Source organism: Deinococcus radiodurans R1 = ATCC 13939 = DSM 20539 (assembly GCF_000008565.1).
GTDB lineage: Bacteria > Deinococcota > Deinococci > Deinococcales > Deinococcaceae > Deinococcus > Deinococcus radiodurans.
In genome coordinates this window covers 668,657-688,192 of record NC_001263.1, presented here as the reverse complement: position 1 = coordinate 688,192, position 19,536 = coordinate 668,657, and the positions used below count along the sequence as shown (strand labels likewise).

General features: G+C 61.2%; 23 protein-coding genes. 7 read left to right on the top strand and 16 right to left on the bottom strand.

Annotated elements, in window-relative coordinates; genetic code table 11:
* Positions 1–11 precede the first annotated feature (11 nt).
* The 8 genes from argH to DR_RS03495 form a co-directional block, all read right to left on the bottom strand.
* Positions 12–1,427, bottom strand: coding sequence for an argininosuccinate lyase (gene argH, locus DR_RS03530; RefSeq protein ID WP_027479496.1), 1,416 nt, complete (start codon positions 1,425–1,427; stop codon positions 12–14).
* Positions 1,428–1,627: 200 nt separating this feature from the next.
* Complete coding sequence (locus DR_RS03525) at positions 1,628–2,137, bottom strand: GNAT family N-acetyltransferase (protein ID WP_051618762.1); 510 nt, start codon at positions 2,135–2,137, stop codon at positions 1,628–1,630.
* The gene (locus DR_RS03520; protein ID WP_010887321.1) at positions 2,134–2,592 is read right to left on the bottom strand and encodes a GNAT family N-acetyltransferase; all 459 of its coding nucleotides are present in this window, start codon (positions 2,590–2,592) and stop codon (positions 2,134–2,136) included. Before DR_RS03520 ends, DR_RS03525 begins: the two co-directional genes overlap by 4 nt.
* On the bottom strand, positions 2,589–3,026 hold the full coding sequence (locus DR_RS03515; protein ID WP_010887320.1) for a GNAT family N-acetyltransferase: 438 nt from the start codon (positions 3,024–3,026) through the stop codon (positions 2,589–2,591). Before DR_RS03515 ends, DR_RS03520 begins: the two co-directional genes overlap by 4 nt.
* 1 nt (position 3,027) lies before the next feature.
* Positions 3,028–4,236, bottom strand: coding sequence for an argininosuccinate synthase (locus DR_RS03510; protein WP_010887319.1), 1,209 nt, complete (start codon positions 4,234–4,236; stop codon positions 3,028–3,030).
* A 248-nt stretch (positions 4,237–4,484) separates the two neighbouring features.
* A complete protein-coding gene (locus DR_RS03505; RefSeq protein ID WP_027479497.1) occupies positions 4,485–4,958 on the bottom strand; it encodes a hypothetical protein in 474 nt (157 codons plus the stop codon).
* A gap of 135 nt (positions 4,959–5,093) precedes the next feature.
* A complete protein-coding gene (locus DR_RS03500) occupies positions 5,094–5,603 on the bottom strand; it encodes a hypothetical protein (protein WP_010887317.1) in 510 nt (169 codons plus the stop codon).
* 45 nt (positions 5,604–5,648) lie between these two features.
* Entirely contained in the window at positions 5,649–6,803 is a 1,155-nt protein-coding gene (locus DR_RS03495) for a pyridoxal phosphate-dependent aminotransferase (RefSeq protein ID WP_027479498.1), read from the bottom strand.
* A gap of 145 nt (positions 6,804–6,948) precedes the next feature.
* On the opposite strand from DR_RS03495, the gene DR_RS03490 reads away from it, so the two are divergent.
* Positions 6,949–7,365, top strand: coding sequence for a VOC family protein (locus tag DR_RS03490; protein ID WP_027479499.1), 417 nt, complete (start codon positions 6,949–6,951; stop codon positions 7,363–7,365).
* Between the two features lie 54 nt (positions 7,366–7,419).
* Here DR_RS03490 and DR_RS03485 read toward each other — a convergent pair whose 3' ends face one another.
* Positions 7,420–8,280, bottom strand: a complete 861-nt coding sequence (locus DR_RS03485; RefSeq protein ID WP_010887314.1) for a phosphotransferase enzyme family protein — start codon at positions 8,278–8,280, stop codon at positions 7,420–7,422.
* Between the two features lie 84 nt (positions 8,281–8,364).
* On the opposite strand from DR_RS03485, the gene carB reads away from it, so the two are divergent.
* From carB to DR_RS03465, 4 genes are all read left to right on the top strand, one after another.
* Positions 8,365–11,439, top strand: coding sequence for a carbamoyl-phosphate synthase large subunit (gene carB / locus DR_RS03480; protein ID WP_010887313.1), 3,075 nt, complete (start codon positions 8,365–8,367; stop codon positions 11,437–11,439).
* A gap of 185 nt (positions 11,440–11,624) precedes the next feature.
* Positions 11,625–12,047, top strand: coding sequence for an IS200/IS605-like element ISDra2 family transposase (tnpA, locus tag DR_RS03475; protein WP_010887312.1), 423 nt, complete (start codon positions 11,625–11,627; stop codon positions 12,045–12,047).
* Positions 12,034–13,260, top strand: coding sequence for an IS200/IS605 family element RNA-guided endonuclease TnpB (gene tnpB / locus DR_RS03470; RefSeq protein ID WP_010887311.1), 1,227 nt, complete (start codon positions 12,034–12,036; stop codon positions 13,258–13,260). The genes tnpA and tnpB overlap by 14 nt, the downstream gene beginning before the upstream one ends.
* 52 nt (positions 13,261–13,312) lie before the next feature.
* A complete protein-coding gene (locus tag DR_RS03465; protein WP_010887310.1) occupies positions 13,313–13,999 on the top strand; it encodes a DUF4238 domain-containing protein in 687 nt (228 codons plus the stop codon).
* Here DR_RS03465 and DR_RS03460 read toward each other — a convergent pair.
* From DR_RS03460 to DR_RS03435, 6 genes are all read right to left on the bottom strand, one after another.
* Positions 13,996–14,481, bottom strand: a complete 486-nt coding sequence (locus tag DR_RS03460) for a hypothetical protein (protein ID WP_162177559.1) — start codon at positions 14,479–14,481, stop codon at positions 13,996–13,998. The two genes, DR_RS03465 and DR_RS03460, sit on opposite strands and share 4 nt — an antisense overlap.
* Positions 14,478–14,954 (bottom strand): phospholipase D-like domain-containing protein, encoded by a 477-nt coding sequence (locus DR_RS03455; protein ID WP_010887308.1) that lies wholly within the window; start codon positions 14,952–14,954, stop codon positions 14,478–14,480. Before DR_RS03455 ends, DR_RS03460 begins: the two co-directional genes overlap by 4 nt.
* Before the next feature lie 103 nt (positions 14,955–15,057).
* Complete coding sequence (locus DR_RS03450) at positions 15,058–15,405, bottom strand: type II toxin-antitoxin system PemK/MazF family toxin (RefSeq protein WP_010887307.1); 348 nt, start codon at positions 15,403–15,405, stop codon at positions 15,058–15,060.
* The gene (locus DR_RS03445; protein WP_010887306.1) at positions 15,396–15,650 is read right to left on the bottom strand and encodes a ribbon-helix-helix domain-containing protein; all 255 of its coding nucleotides are present in this window, start codon (positions 15,648–15,650) and stop codon (positions 15,396–15,398) included. The genes DR_RS03450 and DR_RS03445 overlap by 10 nt, the downstream gene beginning before the upstream one ends.
* A 115-nt stretch (positions 15,651–15,765) precedes the next feature.
* A complete protein-coding gene (locus DR_RS03440) occupies positions 15,766–16,191 on the bottom strand; it encodes a type II toxin-antitoxin system VapC family toxin (protein ID WP_162177561.1) in 426 nt (141 codons plus the stop codon).
* Positions 16,188–16,568: a helix-turn-helix domain-containing protein gene (locus DR_RS03435; RefSeq protein ID WP_081816008.1), complete on the bottom strand. Its 381-nt coding sequence runs from the start codon at positions 16,566–16,568 to the stop codon at positions 16,188–16,190. Before DR_RS03435 ends, DR_RS03440 begins: the two co-directional genes overlap by 4 nt.
* A 168-nt stretch (positions 16,569–16,736) precedes the next feature.
* On the opposite strand from DR_RS03435, the gene frnE reads away from it, so the two are divergent.
* Together frnE and DR_RS03425 are read left to right on the top strand one after the other, a co-directional pair.
* Positions 16,737–17,495 carry a protein disulfide isomerase FrnE gene (gene frnE / locus DR_RS03430; protein WP_010887304.1) on the top strand — a complete coding sequence of 253 codons (759 nt, stop codon included), beginning with the start codon at positions 16,737–16,739 and terminating at the stop codon, positions 17,493–17,495.
* 204 nt (positions 17,496–17,699) lie between these two features.
* Positions 17,700–18,638 (top strand): MBL fold metallo-hydrolase, encoded by a 939-nt coding sequence (locus DR_RS03425; protein ID WP_034349445.1) that lies wholly within the window; start codon positions 17,700–17,702, stop codon positions 18,636–18,638.
* Between the two features lie 172 nt (positions 18,639–18,810).
* Here DR_RS03425 and DR_RS03420 read toward each other — a convergent pair whose 3' ends face one another.
* Positions 18,811–19,491, bottom strand: a complete 681-nt coding sequence (locus DR_RS03420) for an alpha/beta hydrolase (protein ID WP_034349448.1) — start codon at positions 19,489–19,491, stop codon at positions 18,811–18,813.
* Positions 19,492–19,536 lie beyond the last annotated feature (45 nt).

Here is a 19,536-nt window from a genome sequence, read left to right as displayed (position 1 = left end):
TCCTCCTTCCCTTAAGGCTGGCCCGTTTCCTGGCGCAGCTTTTCTTTCGCCGCCTCCACCGCTTCTCGCACCCGCTCGGGCGCCGTGCCCCCGTAGCTCTGGCGGCTGCGGACACTTTCCTCGACGGTGAGTTTCTGCGCCACTTCCGCGCTGAGCAGCGGGTGGGCGGCTTTCAGTTCGGCGTCGGTCAGTTCCCACAGTTGCCGGTCCGAGCGCGAGGCCAGCCCGACCAGCCCGCCCACGACCTCGTGCGCCTCGCGGAAGGGAACACCCTGCCGGGCGAGGTAATCGGCCACGTCGGTGGCGGTGGAATAGCCACGCGCCGCCGCCGCTTTGGTCACGTCGGCGTGCCAGACGGTCTTGGGCAGCATCTCGGCATACAGGCGCAGGACGATGCTCAGCGTGTCGTAGGAGTCGAACACGCCTTCCTTGTCCTCCTGCAAGTCCTTGTTGTAGGCGAGCGGCGTACCTTTGACCACCGTCAGCAGCGCCATCAGATTGCCGAAGACGCGCCCCGCCTTGCCGCGTGCCAGTTCGGACACGTCGGGGTTTTTCTTCTGCGGCATGATGCTGGACCCGGTGGTGTGCGAGTCGGGCAGGGTGATGAAGCCGAACTCGAAGGTGGAATACAAGATCAGTTCTTCAGAGAGGCGCGAGAGGTGTGCCGACAGGATGGCACAGGCGCTCAGGAACTCCAACGCGAAGTCGCGGCTGCCCACGCCGTCGAGACTGTTGGCGGTGGGCCGCGCAAAGCCCAGCGCCTCGGCGGTCGCGTGCCGGTCGAGCGGCCAGGGCGTACCTGCCAGCGCCGAGCTGCCCAGCGGCGACTCGTCCATCCGCTCGGCGGCGTCGCGGAAACGGCCCTCGTCGCGCTCCAGCATCGCCACGTAAGCCATGAACCAGTGCGCCAGCAGGATGGGCTGCGCCACTTGCAGGTGGGTGTAGCCGGGCAGAATGACCTCGTTCTGGAGGTGCTTTTCGGCCTCGGCCAGCATCACGCGGCGCAGGGCACGGGTCTGTTCGGCGAGGTCGAGCGCGGCTTCCTTGGTGAACAGCCGGAAATCCACCGCCACCTGATCGTTGCGCGAGCGAGCGGTGTGCAGCTTGCCCGCCACCGGGCCGATGCGGTCGCGCAGGGCGGCTTCCACGTTCATGTGAACGTCCTCGCGGTCCAGACGCCACTCGAAGTTCCCGGCGCGGATGTCAGCCAGCACACCGTTCAGGCCGTCGGTGATTTGGGAGACTTCCTCGGCAGTCAGGATGCCCTGCCCCCCCAGCATCGCCACATGCGCCAGCGAACCGCGAATGTCCTGCTCGGCGAGGCGCTGGTCAAAACCGACCGAGGCGTTGAACAGTTCCACGAGTTCGGCGGTCTTTTCGGCGAAACGCCCGCCCCAGAGTTTAGTTTCCTGTTTTTGGTTGGTCATAAAAAGTCCTCGCCGAAGTTCGGGGCTAGGTTCAGGGAATGCGTAAAACAAATTGCAAAGCAGTCAACAAGATATAAAGCACGGTCAGCAGGAGGAAGAGCCAGAAAAGACGCTTCCAGAGGTGTGGCTGAGGCCAACTCTTTTGCAGTCCAAACCAGCAGAGGATGGTCGTAGTGAGTAGAAGCCCAGCCGTGAGGGAACTATTGACCAGCACGAGAGCCTTCTGCCTTCTGCCATCGGCCTTCTGCGACTTCCTTCGCCAGCACCACGGGCCGCCCGTTTTTGCCGCTGCTGTACGCATAATCTTCATCTACCTGCCTGTAACCCAGCCCCTCGTAAAAGGGCCGCACGCCCAGATTCACCTGACTGACCGCCAGCAGCACGCGCTGAAAACCTTCCCGCGCGGCCAGACCTTCCACCTCATCCACCAACTGCCGCGCCACGCCTTGCCCGCGCACTTGCGGCAGTGTTGCCAGCTTGTTCAGGGTCAACGTGTGTGGGTCGTGGGGGTCGGGGCGAAAGCCGACGCAGCCGACGGCCTCTCCCCCACTGTCCAGCGCCAGAAAGCCGCCGGAATGTGGGCCGGACATGCTTTTTTCCAGGTCGGCCACCGTGGTGCTGTTCCAGGCCGAGCGAGGATCCATGCCCGCCGCCAGCATCACGGCGAGGAAGGCGGGCAGGTCGGCAGGGGTGACGCGGCGAATGTTCATGGCCGTTCCACCTTCAACTTCATCTCGTTGGTCGGCTTGAAGCCCAGTTTTTCGTAGAGGGGCCGCCCCGCTTCCGAAGCGTGCAGGCTCACCTGCGTCACGCCATGCGCCGCGCACTCGTCCAGCACGCGCTCCAGCAGACGCCGCGCCAGCCCTTGCCCGCGCTGGTCGGGCCGCACGTAGACATTCATGACGTAGCCGCGCACGTCGAGGTCAGTGTCGGGATTGGGCGGCAAATCCTGCCAGAGCAGGCCCGCGCCGCCCACGATTTCGCCGTCAGTCTCAGCCAGAAAGCCCGTATACAGCCCACTTTCCAGCGCCCGACGGTGCCACGCCAGCGAAGAGTCATGCACCCGCGCCAGCTTTTCAGCGGCTTCGCCCATGTCCACGAACATGGCGTCCCGTTGCTGGGCGATGGTTTCGGCGTCGGCGGAGGTGGCAAGACGGATGTTCATAGCTTCTCCAAGTTCAGCAGCATTTCGTGTGGGTAGGGCTTAAAACCCAGGCTTTCGTACAGGGGGCGGGCCATATCGGTGCTGCCCAGCGACACCGTACCGATGCCCCATGCCTTGGCCTGAGCCAGCAGGTCTGAAACCAACCTCCGCGCCAGCCCTTGCCGCCTGTAGTCTTGGTGCGTCCAGACGTTGACCAGCCACGCCCGCAGCGGGTTGGGCGAACCGCGCCCCTGCCCCCAGTCCAGCAGCACCAACCCCGCACCCGCCACCACGTCCTCGCCGCAGAGCGCCAGCAGGTCCAGATACTCGCCCGCCTGCAGCTTCGCGCGCGCCCAGTCGGCATACACCGAGCGCTCTGGCGCGTCGGCCCCGGCTGGGTAGCGGTGAAAGGCGATGGCGTGGGCGTCGGCGGGGGTGGCGGGGCGAAGCAGCACCTTACTTCTTCCCTTTATCCTCCACGCGCTTTTGCACCCGCATCCGCAGCGAGTTGAGCTTGATGAAGGCTCCGGCGTCGTGCTGGTTGTAGTCACCGCCCGCCTCGAAGCTCACGAGGTCCTTGTCGTAGAGGCTGCGCTCGGCCTTGCGGCCTGCCACGATGCAGTTGCCCTTGTACAACTTCAGGCGAGCGGTGCCCGTCACGCTTTTGGCCACATGGTCAAAGTAGACCTGCAAGGCTTCGCGCTCGGGGGCGAACCAGAAGCCGTTATAGACCAGTTCGGCGTACTTCGGCCCCAGGGCGTCGCGCTGATGCAGCACTTCGCGGTCGAGGGTCAGGCTTTCCACGGCGCGGCGGGCGTGGTACAGCAGCGTGCCGCCGGGCGTTTCGTACACGCCGCGCGACTTCATGCCCACGAAGCGGTTCTCCACGAGGTCGATGCGGCCCACGCCGTGACGCCCGGCGATTTCGTTCGCCTTCGTCAGCAGCGCGGCGGGCGAGAGCTGTTCACCGTTGATGCTCACCGGGTCGCCGTTCACGTACTCGATTTCGACGTATTCGGCCTCGCTCGGCGCGTCCTCGGGGTTCACCGTCAGCTTGAACATGTGGGTGGGCGGCTCAGTCCAGGGGTCTTCGAGCGGGCCGCCCTCATAGGAGATGTGCAGCATGTTGGCGTCCATGCTCCAGGGGTCTTTCTTGGTGGTGGGCACCGGAATGCCGTGCTCGCGGGCAAAGGCTTCGAGGTCGGCGCGGCCCTGAAAGTCCCAGTCACGCCAGGGGGCCACGGTCACGATGTCGGGCTTGAGGGCGTAGGCGCTCATCTCGAAGCGCACCTGATCGTTGCCCTTGCCGGTCGCGCCGTGCGAAATGGCGACCGCGCCCTCCTTCTCGGCAATCTCGACCATCTTCTTGGCAATCAGGGGCCGGGCGATGGACGTGCCGAGCAGGTAGTAGCCCTCGTACAGCGCCGAGGAGCGCATCATCGGAAACACGTAGTCGCGCACGAATTCTTCGCGCAGGTCAAGGGCGTAGGCCGCCACCGCGCCGGTGTTCAACGCCTTGACACGGGCTTCTTCCACCTCGTCGCCCTGCCCGAGGTCGGCGGTGAAGCACACCACGTCGTAGTTGCGCTCGGTCTGGAGCCACTTGAGGATGATGGAGGTGTCTAAGCCGCCGCTGTACGCGAGTACGATTTTTTCCTTGCTCATGGTGTGATTCTCCCCTTTTTCTGTAAAGGCAGCGCAAGACGCCCAGACGTGAAGCGTCCGCCCGTGTCCCGGAAGGGTCAGGCGGAAGCGTCAGCGTCGGGCGGTCAGGGTCTGCATCGGATGAATGACTATGCAAAATTACGCATAGCTATGCACACAGGGTAGCAGTGGAACGCGGAAGGGTCAACCATGAGGCATAAAAAATCCCCAGCGGTCAGCCGACCACCGGGGCAATGAACAATGACAGTTCAGTTGGCGATGTTCAAGTTCACGCCGATGCGGGCGCCGCCACCAAGACCGATGTTCGTCCCGCCGCCGATGGTGGCGCGCAGGCCGGTGTTGACTTCGCCGTAGACGCTCAGCGGAGCGCGGGTGTTGTAGCGCAGGCCGAGCAGGGCGTGGGGGTAGAGGCTGAACGAGCTGCTGTTGCCCAGGCTGACCCCGGCGCCGAGGCCAAAGCCGTAGTAGGGCTTCAGGCTGCCGAAGGTGCTGGGCGCGTTGTTCGGGAAGTCGCGCAGCGAAGCCACTTCGCCCGCCACCGTCACCTGCTGCGAGAACAGGCCGAGCCCGGTCAGGCCGTAGCGGGTGGAAGAACCCGGCTGGTTGCTCTGGTAGTACACGCCCGCGTCACTGCCGACAAAGCCGCCGACCGAGGCCGCGTGCGCCGCAGGCAGGCCTAGCAGCAGGGCCGCGCCCGTCATCCGGAAAAGGGAACTCTTCATACCCCGGACTATAGGCGCGTTCCTGGCGGGCAAATGTGGAGGATTTGAGGAAGAGGTCATGCTGCGGATAGGACTTTCTCCACACATGAAAAACCGCACCGGGCGCGGGGCCACGACGCGGTTTCCGGGGTCAGCTCAGCGGAAGCGGTAGCTCGCGCCCAGACGCAGCCCGAAGCCGGGAGCAACGCCACTCGTCGAGTCCGAGCCGTAAGCGCTGCTCGCCCCCAGCGCGTAGATGTTGGCGCCCGCCGAGGCTTCGGCGAACAGCGCCCAGCGGTCGTTGAGGCCGAAGTTGGCGCCGCCGAGAACATGGGGGTAAACCACGAGGCCACTGACGCTGGCCTGGCTGTTGCTGACCAGCGCGCTGCTCAAGCCCAGGCCCACGCCGTAGTAGGGCTGCGTGCCGGTGCCGTCGCCATTCAGGGCGCGGGTGTGGCGCAGCCAGCCCACGTTGCCGGTGACGCCCAGCACGCCGGTGCCCTGCACAATCCCGGCAACCGGCAGGCCCAGCCCCACGCGGAAGGCGTCGGTGGCGTTGGTGTCACGCTCGTACTGCGCGCCGAGCAGGTAAAAGCCAAAGCGCTCGGCAGCGCTGGCAGACGAAAGGGCCGTGAGGGCCAACAGAGAAAGAGCAAGCTTCTTCATGAGAAGAGTGTAAATGAAAAACGCCAGAGGATCTTCATACAGTCCTCAAAAATTGGACAGCCGGGCCAACCGTTCGAGAGCCTGCTCCAGTTCAGCCCGCGACTTGCAAAAGGCGAAGCGCAGGAGGCCAGCGGGCGGCGGTGAGGTCACGTAAAACGCCTCCCCCGGAATCACCGCGACGGCGCCGCTTTCGACGAGGCCCTCGGCGGTCCAGGTCGGATGCTGTGCCGTCAGGAAGTAGGTGCCCTGCGGCTCGTGGACCTGCGCCCCCAGGCTCCGCAGGCCACTGGAGAGCAGCGCCCGCCGCGCGGCGTAGTCAGCCCGCAGCGCCGCGTAGTACCCCTGGGAACGGGCGAGCGGCAATGCCTCGGCCACAGCGGCTTGCAGCGGCGCGGGCGAGCAGAACGACGTGACCTGCCGCACATTGGCCAGCCCCCCCGCCAAGCTCAGACCCCCGCCCAATCCGGGCGGACACAGAATCCAGCCCACCCGCCAGCCGGTCACTTCCAGCCGCTTGCCTGCGCTGCCCACCGTGAAGGTGCGCTCGGGCGCCAGCTCGCGCAGAGAGGTGGGCCGCTCACTGGCATACAGCTCGTCGTACACCTCGTCGCTGATGAGCCACAGGTCGTGCTCGCGGGCCAGGGCGACGAGTTCGGTCAGTTCCGCCCACGAAAAGACCAGCCCGGTGGGGTTGTGCGGCGTATTGACCAGCAGGGCCTGCGTCCGGGGCGTGATGGCCGCGCGCACCGCCGCGAGGTCGAGCGACCAGCCCTCCTCTGGGTCAAGATGCAGCGGCACCGGCACCGCCCGCGCTCCCGCCAGTTCCGCTTGCGGCACGTACACGTCGTACACCGGCTCAAACACCACGAGTTCGGCGGGCTGCCCGTCCCTAGTCGGCACCAGCAGCGACAGCGCGAGCGTGAGTAGCCCCTCGGTGGCCCCGCTGGTCACGATGACGTCGGCGGGGTCCACGTTCAGGTCAGCGCCCAGCGCCTCACGTAGGGCGGGCAGGCCGAGCGGCGGCGTGTACTGGTCCACTGTGCCCACAGCGCGGCGGGCGGCGTCCAGCAGGAAGGCGGGCGGCGGGTTCGACGGAAAGCCCTGGCCCAGATTCACGGCGCCGTGCCGCGCCGCCAGCAGGCTCATGTGGGTAAAGATGCTGGTCTGGGCGTGGCGGGCGCGGGGGTGCAACTCGGGCATGGGAGCAGTCTGGGCGCCGCGCCGGGCAAAGGAGAGCGGCGGCCCAGACAAGTCCTGTCGGAGGCTCCCGCCTGTCTGTCGCTGCCCTGGCGGGTTGCCCCTCCGACATCCAAACCGGTACAAGTGGAGTCATCAGGAGGACAGGATGCAGATTCAAGCTCTGGGCAACGTTGTGCTCACGCCTCAGCCCCTGGCCGACGCCGAGTTCTACGTTCGACACTTCGGATTTAGATACGCCGCTCAACTGGACTGGTATGTCAGTCTGCAACACGCTGACCTGAACGGCTTTTTTCTGGATTTCATGGACGGCCATCATCCCGCCGCGCCCGCATCTTTGCAGGGGCAGACGAGTAAGCCGTTTGTCGCGTTCATCGTGGATGACGCTCAGGCCGAAGCGCAGCGGCTTGGGCAGGCCGGTTTGACCTTGCTCAAGCCGGTCACGGATGAACTCTGGGGCCAGCGCCGCTTTCAGGTGGGCGGGCCGAACGGGGCGGTCATCGAAGTGGTGCAACGAATTGCGCCGGACGCAGGGTGGGTGAAAGCGAATCTGGGAGCGGAGTGATGGGAGGCTCACCTCTTGGGAAGCCCGACGCCGCGCTCTGGCTGGGGCGAAAGACTAACAGGGACAGCTTTCTATGCCCATCAGCGGAGAACGGCGAAGGAGCATTCCTGCGGTCCACCCCTGATCTTCAGTTCCGCTGACCAGGTTCCGGTAAGCCCCTTCCAGCAGGAGTGCCCACCAAGCTGGGGTCAGCATGTTCCACTCGGGAGCTGAGAGTGGGGAAACGGCGTGATAAGCGTGAATCAGGGCATCGTACCGGCCCCGCCACGACAGCGCGAATTCGGAGATTCGGTATTCTGGGCGACTCATCTCGCAGTCCAGCAGGCCCGAAAGCTGACCCTCCCTGTAAAGCAGGTTCCAGGGCGTGAAATCTCCGTGGATAAGCTGCAAGGACTGTTCCGACCAGGGCAACCCTGCCGCCAGTTGCCGCCCCCGCTGCAAATGCCAGAACAACAGCCGCCGGAGACGGACGTCAGGACAGTGTTCGAACACTTGTTCCAGGTGGTCGTCCGACAGAATCTCATCTGGAAGACGCCAGTGCTTGCGCCTCCCAGGGTTCAGGGACGCTGTGACTTGATGAAACTCAGCCATCAGCCGCCCGCGCAAGCTCAACTCTGCTGCCGAGTTTTTCTCCGGGTGAGGCTCGCCGGGGAGAAATTCCGCAAGACTCCACAGCTCCCCCGCAATTTCAGTCAAGGCGGTGACATCCCGCGCCACGGGCCAACCCGATGCGCGTATCGCCTGCCGCAAGTCCCGCTCGTACCCGGCGTCCTCACGGTCAGCGGCCCACCGCCGCAGCACCAGCTTGTGCCCACAGACGTCCACCAGCCAATGCTTGTTCAGGCGCCCGCCCAGGAAAGAAACAACATGGACATCTAAAGCTTCCCGGACCTGCTCAGGGACAAGAATGGACACGGACCCAACATCTCACCGTTCCGGGCAGTTTCCTAGTGTTTAAACTTCGGACCATTCCCAGACCTGTCATACTCCTCTTCTGGAATGCCTAAGCGTACTGATCTCCAGACCATCCTGATTCTCGGCAGCGGCCCCATCCAGATTGGGCAGGCAGCCGAGTTCGACTATTCCGGCACCCAGGCGCTCAAGGCGCTGAAAAACGAGGGCTACCGCGTCATTCTGGTCAATTCCAACCCGGCGACCATCATGACCGACCCGGAACTGGCCGACGCGACGTATCTGGAGCCGCTGACGCCTGAGTTCGTGGAGAAGATCATCGAGAAGGAGAAGCCGGACGCGATTCTGCCCACGCTGGGCGGGCAGACGGCGCTGAACCTGGCGATGGAACTGCACGAGCGCGGCAGCCTCGAAAAGTACGGCGTGGAACTCATCGGCGCGGGCGTGGAGGCCATCAAGAAGGGCGAAGACCGCGAACTGTTCCAGGCCGCCATGAAAAAAATCGGCGTGGAAACCGCACGCGGCAAGATGGTGCACTCCATGGAAGAAGCCGTGGAGTACCAGAAGGAAATCGGCCTGCCCATCGTCATCCGGCCCAGCTTTACCCTCGGCGGCACGGGCGGCGGCATCGCGCACACCTACGAGGAGTTCCTGGCGATTACGGAAGGCGGCCTGCGCGACAGCCCCGTGACCTCCGTGCTGCTGGAAGAAAGCATCCTGGGCTGGAAGGAATACGAGCTGGAAGTGATGCGCGACACGGCGGACACGGTGATTATCATCACCAGCATCGAGAACTTCGACCCGATGGGCGTGCACACGGGCGACTCCATCACCGTGGCCCCCGCGCAGACGCTCAGCGACGTGGAATACCAGCGGCTGCGCGACCAGTCCCTCGCCATCATCCGTGAAATCGGCGTGGCGACGGGCGGCAGCAATATCCAGTTCGCGGTGAACCCCGACAACGGGCGCGTGATCGTGATCGAGATGAACCCGCGCGTGAGCCGTTCCTCGGCGCTGGCGAGCAAGGCCACCGGCTTCCCGATTGCCAAGATCGCCGCGCTGCTGGCGGTGGGGTACCACCTCGACGAGCTGCCCAACGACATCACCCGCGTGACCCCGGCCAGCTTCGAGCCGAGCATCGACTACGTGGTGACCAAGATTCCGCGTTTCGCCTTCGAGAAGTTCCCCGGCACGCCCGACGGGCTGGGCACGCAGATGCGCAGCGTGGGCGAGGTCATGGCGATTGGCCGCACCTTCAAGGAGTCGCTGCAAAAGGCGCTGCGCTCGACCGAAGGCGACATCCGGGGCGTGTACGCCGAGATGGACGAGGCTGGACTGCGGGCGCTGCTGTACCCCAACCCGCGCCGCATCGAGGCCGTCATCGAGCTGCTGCGCCGGGGCGAGAGCGTGGAGAGCCTCTTCGACGCGACCAAGATCGACCGCTGGTTCCTCTCGCAGCTCAAGGAAATCATGGACGCCGAGAAGGAAATCCTCGACCTCGGCCCCATCGCGGAATGGAAGTACGAACTCTGGCGCGAGGTCAAGCGGCTGGGCTTTTCCGATGCGCGGATTGGCGAAATCGTGGGTCTGTCTGAGTTGGAAGTCCGCGACCTCCGCAAAAAAGCCAAGGCCACGCCCGTCTACAAGACGGTGGACACCTGCGCCGCCGAGTTCGAGGCGCACACGCCGTACCACTACAGCACCTACGAGTGGGAAGACGAGGTGGCCCCCACCGACAAACCCAAAGTGGTCATTCTGGGCAGCGGCCCCAACCGCATCGGGCAGGGGGTGGAATTCGACTACGCCACCGTCCACGCCGTCTGGGCGCTTCAGGAAGCGGGGTACGAGACGATCATGGTCAACTCCAACCCCGAGACGGTCAGCACCGACTACGACACCGCCGACCGCCTGTACTTCGAGCCGCTGACCTTCGAGGACGTGATGAACATCGTTGAGCACGAGAAGCCCGTGGGCGTGATCGTGCAACTCGGCGGGCAGACGCCCCTCAAACTCGCTAAGAAACTGGCGGATGCGGGCGCACCGATCATCGGCACGTCCCCCGAAACCATTCACGAGGCCGAAGACCGTGCCAGTTTCAACGCCCTGTGCGAACGCCTGGGCCTGCCGCAGCCGAGGGGCAAAGTGGCGCAGACGCCCGCCCAGGCGCGGGAACTCGCCGCCGAACTCGGCTTCCCGCTGATGGCGCGGCCCAGTTACGTCCTCGGCGGGCGGGCCATGCGCACCGTGCGCAGCATGGATGAACTGACCACCTATCTGGACGAGGTGTACGCCGCCGTGGAAGGGCAGCCCAGCATCCTGCTCGACCAGTTTCTGGAAGGCGCACTGGAACTCGACGTGGACACCCTCTGCGACGGGGAACGTGCGGTGGTCGCGGGCATCATGGAACACGTCGAGGCCGCCGGGGTGCACAGCGGGGACAGCGCGTGCATCCTCCCGCCCGTCACGCTGGACGCGGGTGTACTGGAGCGCGTGAAGGCCGACACGGAGCGCCTCGCGCTGGAACTGGGCGTGCGGGGCCTGATGAACGTGCAGTGGGCCGTGAAAGACGGCACCGCGTACATCCTGGAAGCCAACCCCCGCGCCAGCCGCACCGTGCCGTTCGTGTCCAAGGCCGTGAACCACCCGCTCGCCAAGAGTGCCGCCCGCATTGCCGCCGGGCAGACGCTGGAGCAGATTGGCCTGCTGGAAACGCCCACGCCGCGCATGTACTCGGTGAAGGAAGTTCACCTGCCGTTCCTGAAGTTCAAGGACGTGCTGCCCGTGCTGGGGCCGGAAATGAAAAGCACCGGCGAAAGCATGGGCATCGACAGTGACCCGTACCTGGCGTTCTACCGGGCGCAACTCGGCGCGAAAAACTACCTGCCGTTGGAAGGAACTGCCCTGCTGATCGGGGACGGGCTGGACGAAGTCGCCGGAACGCTGGAAGGCGCGGGTCTGAAGGTCATTCGGGAGCAGGATGGCGACGAACTCCCCGACCTGCTCATTGATGTCACGGGTTCACCCCTGCTGCGAACCGCGCTGGAACGCGGCGTGCCGATTGTCAGCACGAAAGAAGGCGCAGAATGGACAGCGCGAGCAGTGGCGGAAGCTAAGAAAGCTGGGATGTTGGGGGTTCGGAGCTTGCAGGAGTGGGTGAAGTAATGGCAAATAATGAACCAATCAGACACCACTGGGTTCCTCAATATTATTTGAGAGAGTTCTGTGATTCGGATGGTAAGCTGTTCGTGCTTGATGCTTGAGGGGCGCACACTCGTGACTTCAGTCATGAGTTAGCCCCTCTCGCCCTGAAAAGGGCGATGAAAAGCGGAAGCCTCTAGCTTTTCCAGATGACATATGTTATTCTTCCCCTTGAGATGAAGAAAGGCCGGGGTTACGTCTATCAGCTTGAATACCACCTCATCTGGTGCGTGAAATACCGTCATCAGGTGTTGGTGGGTGAGGTTGCTGATGGACTGAAAGACATCCTGCGTGACATTGCCGCTCAGAACGGGCTGGAAGTCATCACGATGGAAGTCATGCCTGACCACGTTCACCTCCTGCTAAGCGCAACCCCACAGCAAGCCATCCCCGACTTCGTGAAGGCGCTGAAAGGCGCTTCCGCACGTCGGATGTTCGTGGCCTACCCGCAGTTGAAAGAAAAGCTGTGGGGCGGCAATCTCTGGAACCCGTCGTATTGCATCCTGACTGTTTCTGAAAACACCCGCGCTCAGATTCAGAAATACATAGAGAGCCAGCATGATAAGGAATAAGGCTTTCGTGGTCAGGCTGTACCCAAATGCGGCTCAGACTGAACTGATTAACCGCACGCTGGGTAGCGCAAGGTTCGTCTACAACCACTTCCTTGCCCGTCGCATTGCGGCCTACAAGGAAAGCGGGAAGGGACTGACCTACGGGCAAACGAGTAGCGAACTGACCCTTCTGAAGCAGGCTGAAGAAACCTCCTGGCTCTCGGAAGTAGATAAGTTTGCTTTGCAGAACTCGCTGAAAAACCTTGAGACCGCGTACAAGAACTTCTTTCGGACTGTGAAGCAGTCCGGTAAAAAGGTAGGATTCCCACGTTTCAGAAAGAAGCGCACGGGAGAGTCCTACCGGACTCAATTCACCAACAACAACATCCAAATTGGGGAAGGTAGGCTCAAACTTCCTAAGCTGGGATGGGTGAAAACCAAGGGCCAGCAGGATATTCAAGGGAAGATTCTGAATGTCACTGTGCGCCGTATTCACGAAGGCCATTACGAAGCGTCCGTTCTCTGTGAAGTCGAGATTCCCTACCTGCCTGCGGCTCCCAAGTTTGCAGCGGGTGTGGATGTCGGCATCAAGGATTTTGCCATCGTGACCGATGGCGTGAGGTTTAAGCATGAACAGAATCCGAAATATTACCGCTCCACCCTGAAAAGACTTCGTAAAGCTCAGCAAACCCTGTCCAGACGGAAGAAGGGCAGCGCACGTTACGGGAAAGCGAAAACCAAGCTGGCTCGGATTCACAAGCGCATTGTCAATAAGCGTCAGGATTTCCTTCACAAGCTCACCACCTCCCTGGTGCGTGAGTACGAAATCATCGGAACCGAACACCTTAAACCCGACAACATGCGGAAAAATCGCCGCCTTGCACTGAGCATCAGTGATGCGGGCTGGGGTGAGTTCATCCGGCAGTTGGAATACAAGGCAGCGTGGTACGGGCGACTGGTATCTAAAGTCAGCCCCTACTTTCCATCTAGCCAGTTGTGTCATGACTGCGGATTCAAGAATCCCGAAGTGAAGAATCTTGCCGTCCGTACATGGACTTGCCCGAACTGTGGGGAAACCCATGACCGAGACGAGAACGCTGCGCTGAACATTCGGCGTGAAGCGTTGGTGGCTGCGGGAATCTCAGACACCTTAAACGCTCATGGAGGCTATGTCAGACCTGCTTCGGCGGGCAATGGTCTGCGAAGTGAGAATCACGCGACTTTAGTCGTGTGAGGTTCAAAAAACTAGGAAAAAGACATTTAAGACCAGTCCAGAGGGCATAGCGGTGGAAAGAAATTTCCATACCGTTGATATAAAGGGTGTAAAGCATGATGACCCCTATTATCTTGAGAAGCAAATCTCGGATAATTTTGAAGCGATTCACTCGCGATTTATCAGAGATTTGACCTTAAATTTGGACGCCAAGCATAGATTTATGAACCATAATCATAAATCTATGCTTGCTGAAATTGTCGGCTTGCAGCTTCTTCGTACACCTAGGATCAGGGAGCAAACCTTCGATTTGGCAGCAAGGGAAGTCGGTCAGCCCGGTACAACCTTGAGTCAGGATGATTTTGCCAAAATTACACATTTAATCATGCTCGATAATAATATTAGTAGTAGCCTTCCCAAGATAAAAGGCCACTTGTCAAACTTCACATTTCAATTTCTCGAAGTACCCTCCGATTCCCCATATATAACGAGCGATGTTCCTGTTATTACTGGCATAACAGATTGTGGAACAGGTAAAATGTCGCTTACAATGAGTCAAGGCATCGGAAAAGATGGCGCCGAACTCTATTTTCCTTTAACCAAAAAGTATCTTCTGGTTATGGGCAAATCGATTCTGGGTGATAAAATAAGGGATTGCCAGATTCGACAGATGAATGCAAAATATTCAGACGAATTTAATTCAATGATGCAAGTCGCTTGCGACAATCAGATATACTCCTCATTCTATATAGGTATTTAGAAAGGTTCATCTTCCTGTGAATCTCGATCTGCCCTGTTTAATTCAAATTCTGGTATTACCTTCTCAATAATGAAGTCGAAATTTCGCCAAATAAACTCAATTTCAACTTTTCCTGAGTGATAGTATTGTAAAGATTCAAATTTTAGGTAACTAAGAAGATCAATCAGCATTATCTCGTTGGCATTTACTTTAGATAAGCCGTACTCAGTATCTATTATCTGCTTCTCCCTATAATCTTGGAAATATACATATCGACTTAGGCGAGTGGTTATCCTTCTCGCTAAACTTTTTTCGCAATACAAAATAAAACCCGCATTTACTATTCCGGTGTTGCTATCAAGATGGATTTCCAAATTGGCATGACCTTCCACTTTTTCATCTAAATTTATCGTATTCCATAATGATTCAATTATGTAATTCGATTCTTGATTGTGAAAATCGTGGATATTATATTTAGCCAGCACAACCCAATATCGTTTCATACGAATACTCCACTTTTCCACATTTGACGTAGTTCTGCTTCAATTTGAGAATCAATAACTATTTTTTCAATTGTCTCTATATTTTTGCGACTATTATAGTAAATCTTCCCATCAGCCTTAAATGTAAAATTTGATGATCCTATCCAAGTTTCCCTGCTACCGTCTGGATACGAGAAGATAAAAATCTTAGCGTGAAGATCATCGCACTTTTTCACGATGCTTTTGCCGACAGCATTGTTTAGATCAATAATTAGTTTTTGGTTTATCGACGGGCTTCCATTGTCCCAAGCTTCACTTTGTATTAATACTGAAACCTTAACACCCTTATTAATCAGAGAGACCAAAAGCTTATTTCCGGCGGCATGGGTATAGTATGGGCTAACAATGAATATCTTATCAGGCAAATTACCGTTAGTGTTGCATGTTTGTAAGAAGTTTATGACTTCCCGTATTCCATGTCGTCCGAGTCGCAATGAGTCCTCCTACCTTGTTGACAGTTTAGCTCAAGCCTCTGCTTTGGCTTGGGCGGTTCCGGGGCGGGAATGGGGGACGGGGTGGCTCGTCCCCTTCGACTGTTTACAGGGCAAGGTGAAGGCGGATTCTGGCGTCCAGTTCAGCCATGAGGTCGGCTGGCACTTGCCCCAGGTGCTTCCCGATGCGGCTGATGGCAATACACGAGATCAATTCCGTCTGCGCTTTGCTGTCCAAGTTCAGCCCGGTTCGCTCGGTGGGGAGCAGCAGTTGAAAATCGTAGAGGGTTTCCAGGTTGCTGGTGAGCGGAATGACGGTCACGGCATCCGCTTTGGCGTTGGCGACATTGTTGGTGATGACCACAGCGGGGCGTTTGAAGTCCGGTTCGCCTGCGCGGGCGGGGCCGAAATGGGTCAGAAAAATGTCGCCGCGCCGGATGAGTCCTACAGCCATTCGCTACCGTCGCTGGGTTCCAGTCCGTCGGTGTTGCCTTCCAGAAAGAGGGCGCGTTCGGGGTCGTTCTCACGGGCGAGTGCGGTGTATTGCTCGGCCAGTTCCTGTTCTCTGAGGGCTTGAACGGCTTTCACGAAGGCTTCGCTGCGGCTTTCCAGTCCGTGCGTTTGCTGGTAGTCCTTGATGTAACGGGCGATATCGGGCGGCAGGCTGATGGTCATGCGTTCGGCGTTCTGGTAAGTCATGCCTTCATACTAGCATTCATACGTTCTGGCTTACGAGAATTGAATTCTGGCTCAGGCTTCTGCTTTGGCAGGGAAAAGCGGGGCGGGGGGACGGGGTAGCTCGTCCCTGTTCCTTTTACGGCGTCCATACCTGTCCCGGTAACACCTGCTCGGCCACAGTTCTCAAGTGCGTGTCGAAGGTCATGAACTGAAGTCCAAGTGGAGAGACAGCTTGCGCGGCGGCCAGATGAACGGCGTCGTAGGCCCGCAGAGTGTGTGCCTGCGCGAGCGCGGCGGCGTCCTGCAAGAGTTGCTGGTCAATAGAAACGTGCCTGAAGGTGGGCCAGTCGTTCTGGAAGGCCGTGACTGCCAGTTGGTGTTGCCTGACGCTCAGGAGCCTCCGCGCTCGCCTGCCTGCCAGTGCGGCAAGAGCTTCCACGTAAGTGATTTCATGGCAGATCACACCGCTGGACTGTTGTTTCTCCTGAATGACGTGCTGATAGTCGGGTTCCTGGGTGTAAATGCGAATCAGGGCGCTGGTGTCCAGATACAGCAGCGTCAAAGTTCCGGCCCCCGGTGTTCCTTCAGAATTTCTTCTATGGGTGGGCCTTTTACAGGAACGGGCGGGTTCAGGCCAGCGGGTTTCAGCCCCCACGGTTCGCCACCCAGCAGGCGCAGGGCGCGTTCACGGGCGGCTTGTTCTGCTTGGTCGGGGACATCAACGACTTGCAGGATGTCGCCTACATCGGCCTCAATGCCAAGCTTTCGCAGGCCAGCAACAAGATCAACGAGGGTCCTGATTTCCACTCTTTCAATGCGGGCGTTGTAAATGGCGTTCACCGTGGCGGGGCGCATCCGGGCGGCCTGGGCCAGTTGCTTCTGGGTGATGTTGTGTTGCCTGAGAAGTCCAGCGAGGCCAATCTGCATCTGTGCAGTCATTGATTACCTCCGGTAGTTATTCTATTTCGCTCAAAGGGAATCAACAAGACCTTGGAAGCTCGAAGCCTCTGCTTTGGCGGGGAAAAGCGGGGCGGGGAAGCGGGCAGAGCTGCGGGGGCGTTCGCGCCGTCCTTTGATTTATTTTCTAAACTGATTTAGAATATAGGCATGACAAACCTTGCACCCGCCAACAGCGAAAAAATCCGGGTGGACATCTGGTCGGACATTGCCTGCCCGTGGTGTTACATCGGCAAACGCCGCTTCGAGTCGGCGCTGGGGCAGTTTCCTCAGCGCGATCAGGTGGAGGTGGTGTGGCACAGCTTCGAGCTTGACCCGTCGGCCCGCCCGCTCAATCCCATTGCCATGCGCGACGGCCTGGCGATGAAGTACAGCATTTCGCCCGCTCAGGCGCAGGGCAGCCTGGACCACATGACCCAGACCGCAGCTCAAGAAGGGCTGGAATATCACTTTGACCGGGTGAAGCTGGCAAACACCTTTCTGGCGCACCAACTGATTCACTACGCCGCCGAGCAGGGCCAGGGGGACGCCATGAAGGAGCGCCTGCTGCGGGCCTACATGAGCGAGGGGCAGAACGTGAACGACCTGGACACTCTGCAGAAGCTGGCCGCCGAAGTGGGGCTGGACGCCGGGGCGGCCCGCGCCGCGCTGGAGGCGGGCACCTACGCCCAGGCCGTGCGCTACGACGAGGCCCAGGCGCAACAGCTGGGCATTACCGGCGTGCCGTTTTTCGTGCTGGGCGGCAAGTACGGCGTGAGCGGTGCCCAGGCCCCCGAAACCCTGCTGGGAGCGCTCAGTCAGGTCTGGGCCGAACAGCACCCCGCCCCGCTGACCATGCTGGGCCAGGACGCCCCCGCCGAGGGCTGCGAGGACGGCCAGTGCGCGGTGCCCCAGCGCCCTAACAACTGAGGGGAGAGAACGAGGCTGCTCTGGCGAAAGCTAGGGCGGCTTTTTCTTATGTTGACCCTCGCCCCTTGCGGGAGAGGGCCTTGCGCAGCAAGGGGTGAGGGGGCGTCCAGACCAGTTCTAACGAAATCCCACTCCAGTTCCCGTCTCAAGCCCACTTCAGCTGGCCAACATCCGGGCGCGGGGCGGGGGCCGCTAGCGTGGGGCATGACTGAACCCGTGCCGGTGGCTCCTTTTCCTTCCGTCTTCGGCGGCGTGCAGCAGTTGCGGCCCGATGTGTTCCGGGTGCGCCTGCCGCTGGTGAACATCTTTCTGATGGGGGTGCCCGGCGGCGACTGGGTGCTGGTGGACACTGGGATGCCCGGCACAGCGGGCCTGATTCGGCAGGCGGCGGCGCAGGTATACGGTGCTCGCGCTCCACAGGCCATCGTACTGACGCACGGGCACTTTGACCACATCGGGGCGCTGCACGCGCTGCTGGCCGAGTGGAACGTGCCCGTCTACGCCCACCCCGACGAGCTGCCGCACCTGACCGGCGAGGTGCCCTACCGCTTCCCCGACCCCACCGTGGGCGGCCTGATGAGCCTGACTTCGCCGCTGTTCCTGCCGGGGCCGTATGATTTCCGGCCCCAGGTGCGGACGCTCCCGGAAGACGGCACGGTGCCGGAGCTGCCGGGCTGGCGCTGGGTGCACACGCCGGGCCACACCGAGGGGCACGTATCGCTGTGGCGCGAGGCCGACCGCCTACTCATCGCGGGCGACGCCGTGGTAACCACCCCGCAGGAAACGGTGCCGGGGGCGCTGGCGTCCACGCCCACCGTGCTGCGCCGCCCGCCCGCCTACTACACGCCCAACTGGAACGCGACGCGCGACTCGGTGCGAACGCTGGCAGCCCTGCGCCCTGCCCTGGTCGCCACCGGCCACGGGCATCCACTGACCGACGACAGTCTGGGCGACGCCCTCACGCGCCTGGCCGACGACTTCGACCACGACCCCAACGGGCGCCCGGCCCACGGCTGGTATCTGGGCCACCCGGCGCCGATGCAAAAGCCCCGTCCTGGTGAGCCCGATCCCATGCGGACTCTATTTCTCGGAGCCCTGGGCGCAGCGGGGGCACTGTGGCTGCTGGGCAGGCGGCGCCGGTAAAGCGGCTCTTAGGAAACGTCAGGTGGACGCCCCCTCACCCCTTGCTACGCAAGGCCCTCTCCCACGAGGGGAGAGGGATAAAAAAGCAGTTTTGACCCTCTCTCCTTGCGGGACTCGCAGAGCTGCTTGCAGAGGGGGCCTCCCGACCAGATGTTTTTCTCCCAGCTTCCCCCTACCCCCCCGTCACCCCCCACCACCCCAGCGCCTCCTCCTGCACCTCAGGCGGAACGGTGTGACCGCCCTCGAACTCGGTGTAGTGCAGGTCGTAGCCCGCCCGCGTGAGCTGGTCACGAATGACCCGCCCGCAGCGGTCAATCGGCAGCACCCGGTCGGCGGTGCCGTGTGACACGAAGATGCGCGGCATGCCCACTTGCCCGGCGGGAGCAAGAAAGCCTGGCGAGAATCCCAGCAGATGCGAGAACAGGTCGCCGTTGTTCAACCCCAACGAAAGCGCATAGCTCGCCCCGTCGGAAAAGCCGTCGAGGGCGAGTTTTTGCGGGTCAATGGCGCAGCGGCTGAACACCAGTTCCAGCGCCCGGTCAATAAACTGCACGTCTGGGCCGTAGCCCCCGCGAATCACGTCCCAGGTGCCGCCGCGCGAGTCGCAGGCGAGCAGAATCAGCCCATAACGCTCGGCGGCGTCCACGAAAGGCCGGATAGAGTGACTGGCCTGGCTGCCCGCGCCGTGACAGGCGACCAGCAGGGGGCGCGGGCCATCCAGCGGGTGCTTTTCTGGCACGTACAGCAGGCCGTCGCGCGAGCTGCCCAGGTTCAGCGGCAGCAGGCCGCACTCGCCCGGCGGGGGCAGCGTGGGGTCGGGGCGGGCGCTCAGGCGGGCAGCGTCGGGGGTCATGGCGGCATTGTCCGCGCTGGGGCTGGGGGTTGTCTCTTGAGTTTC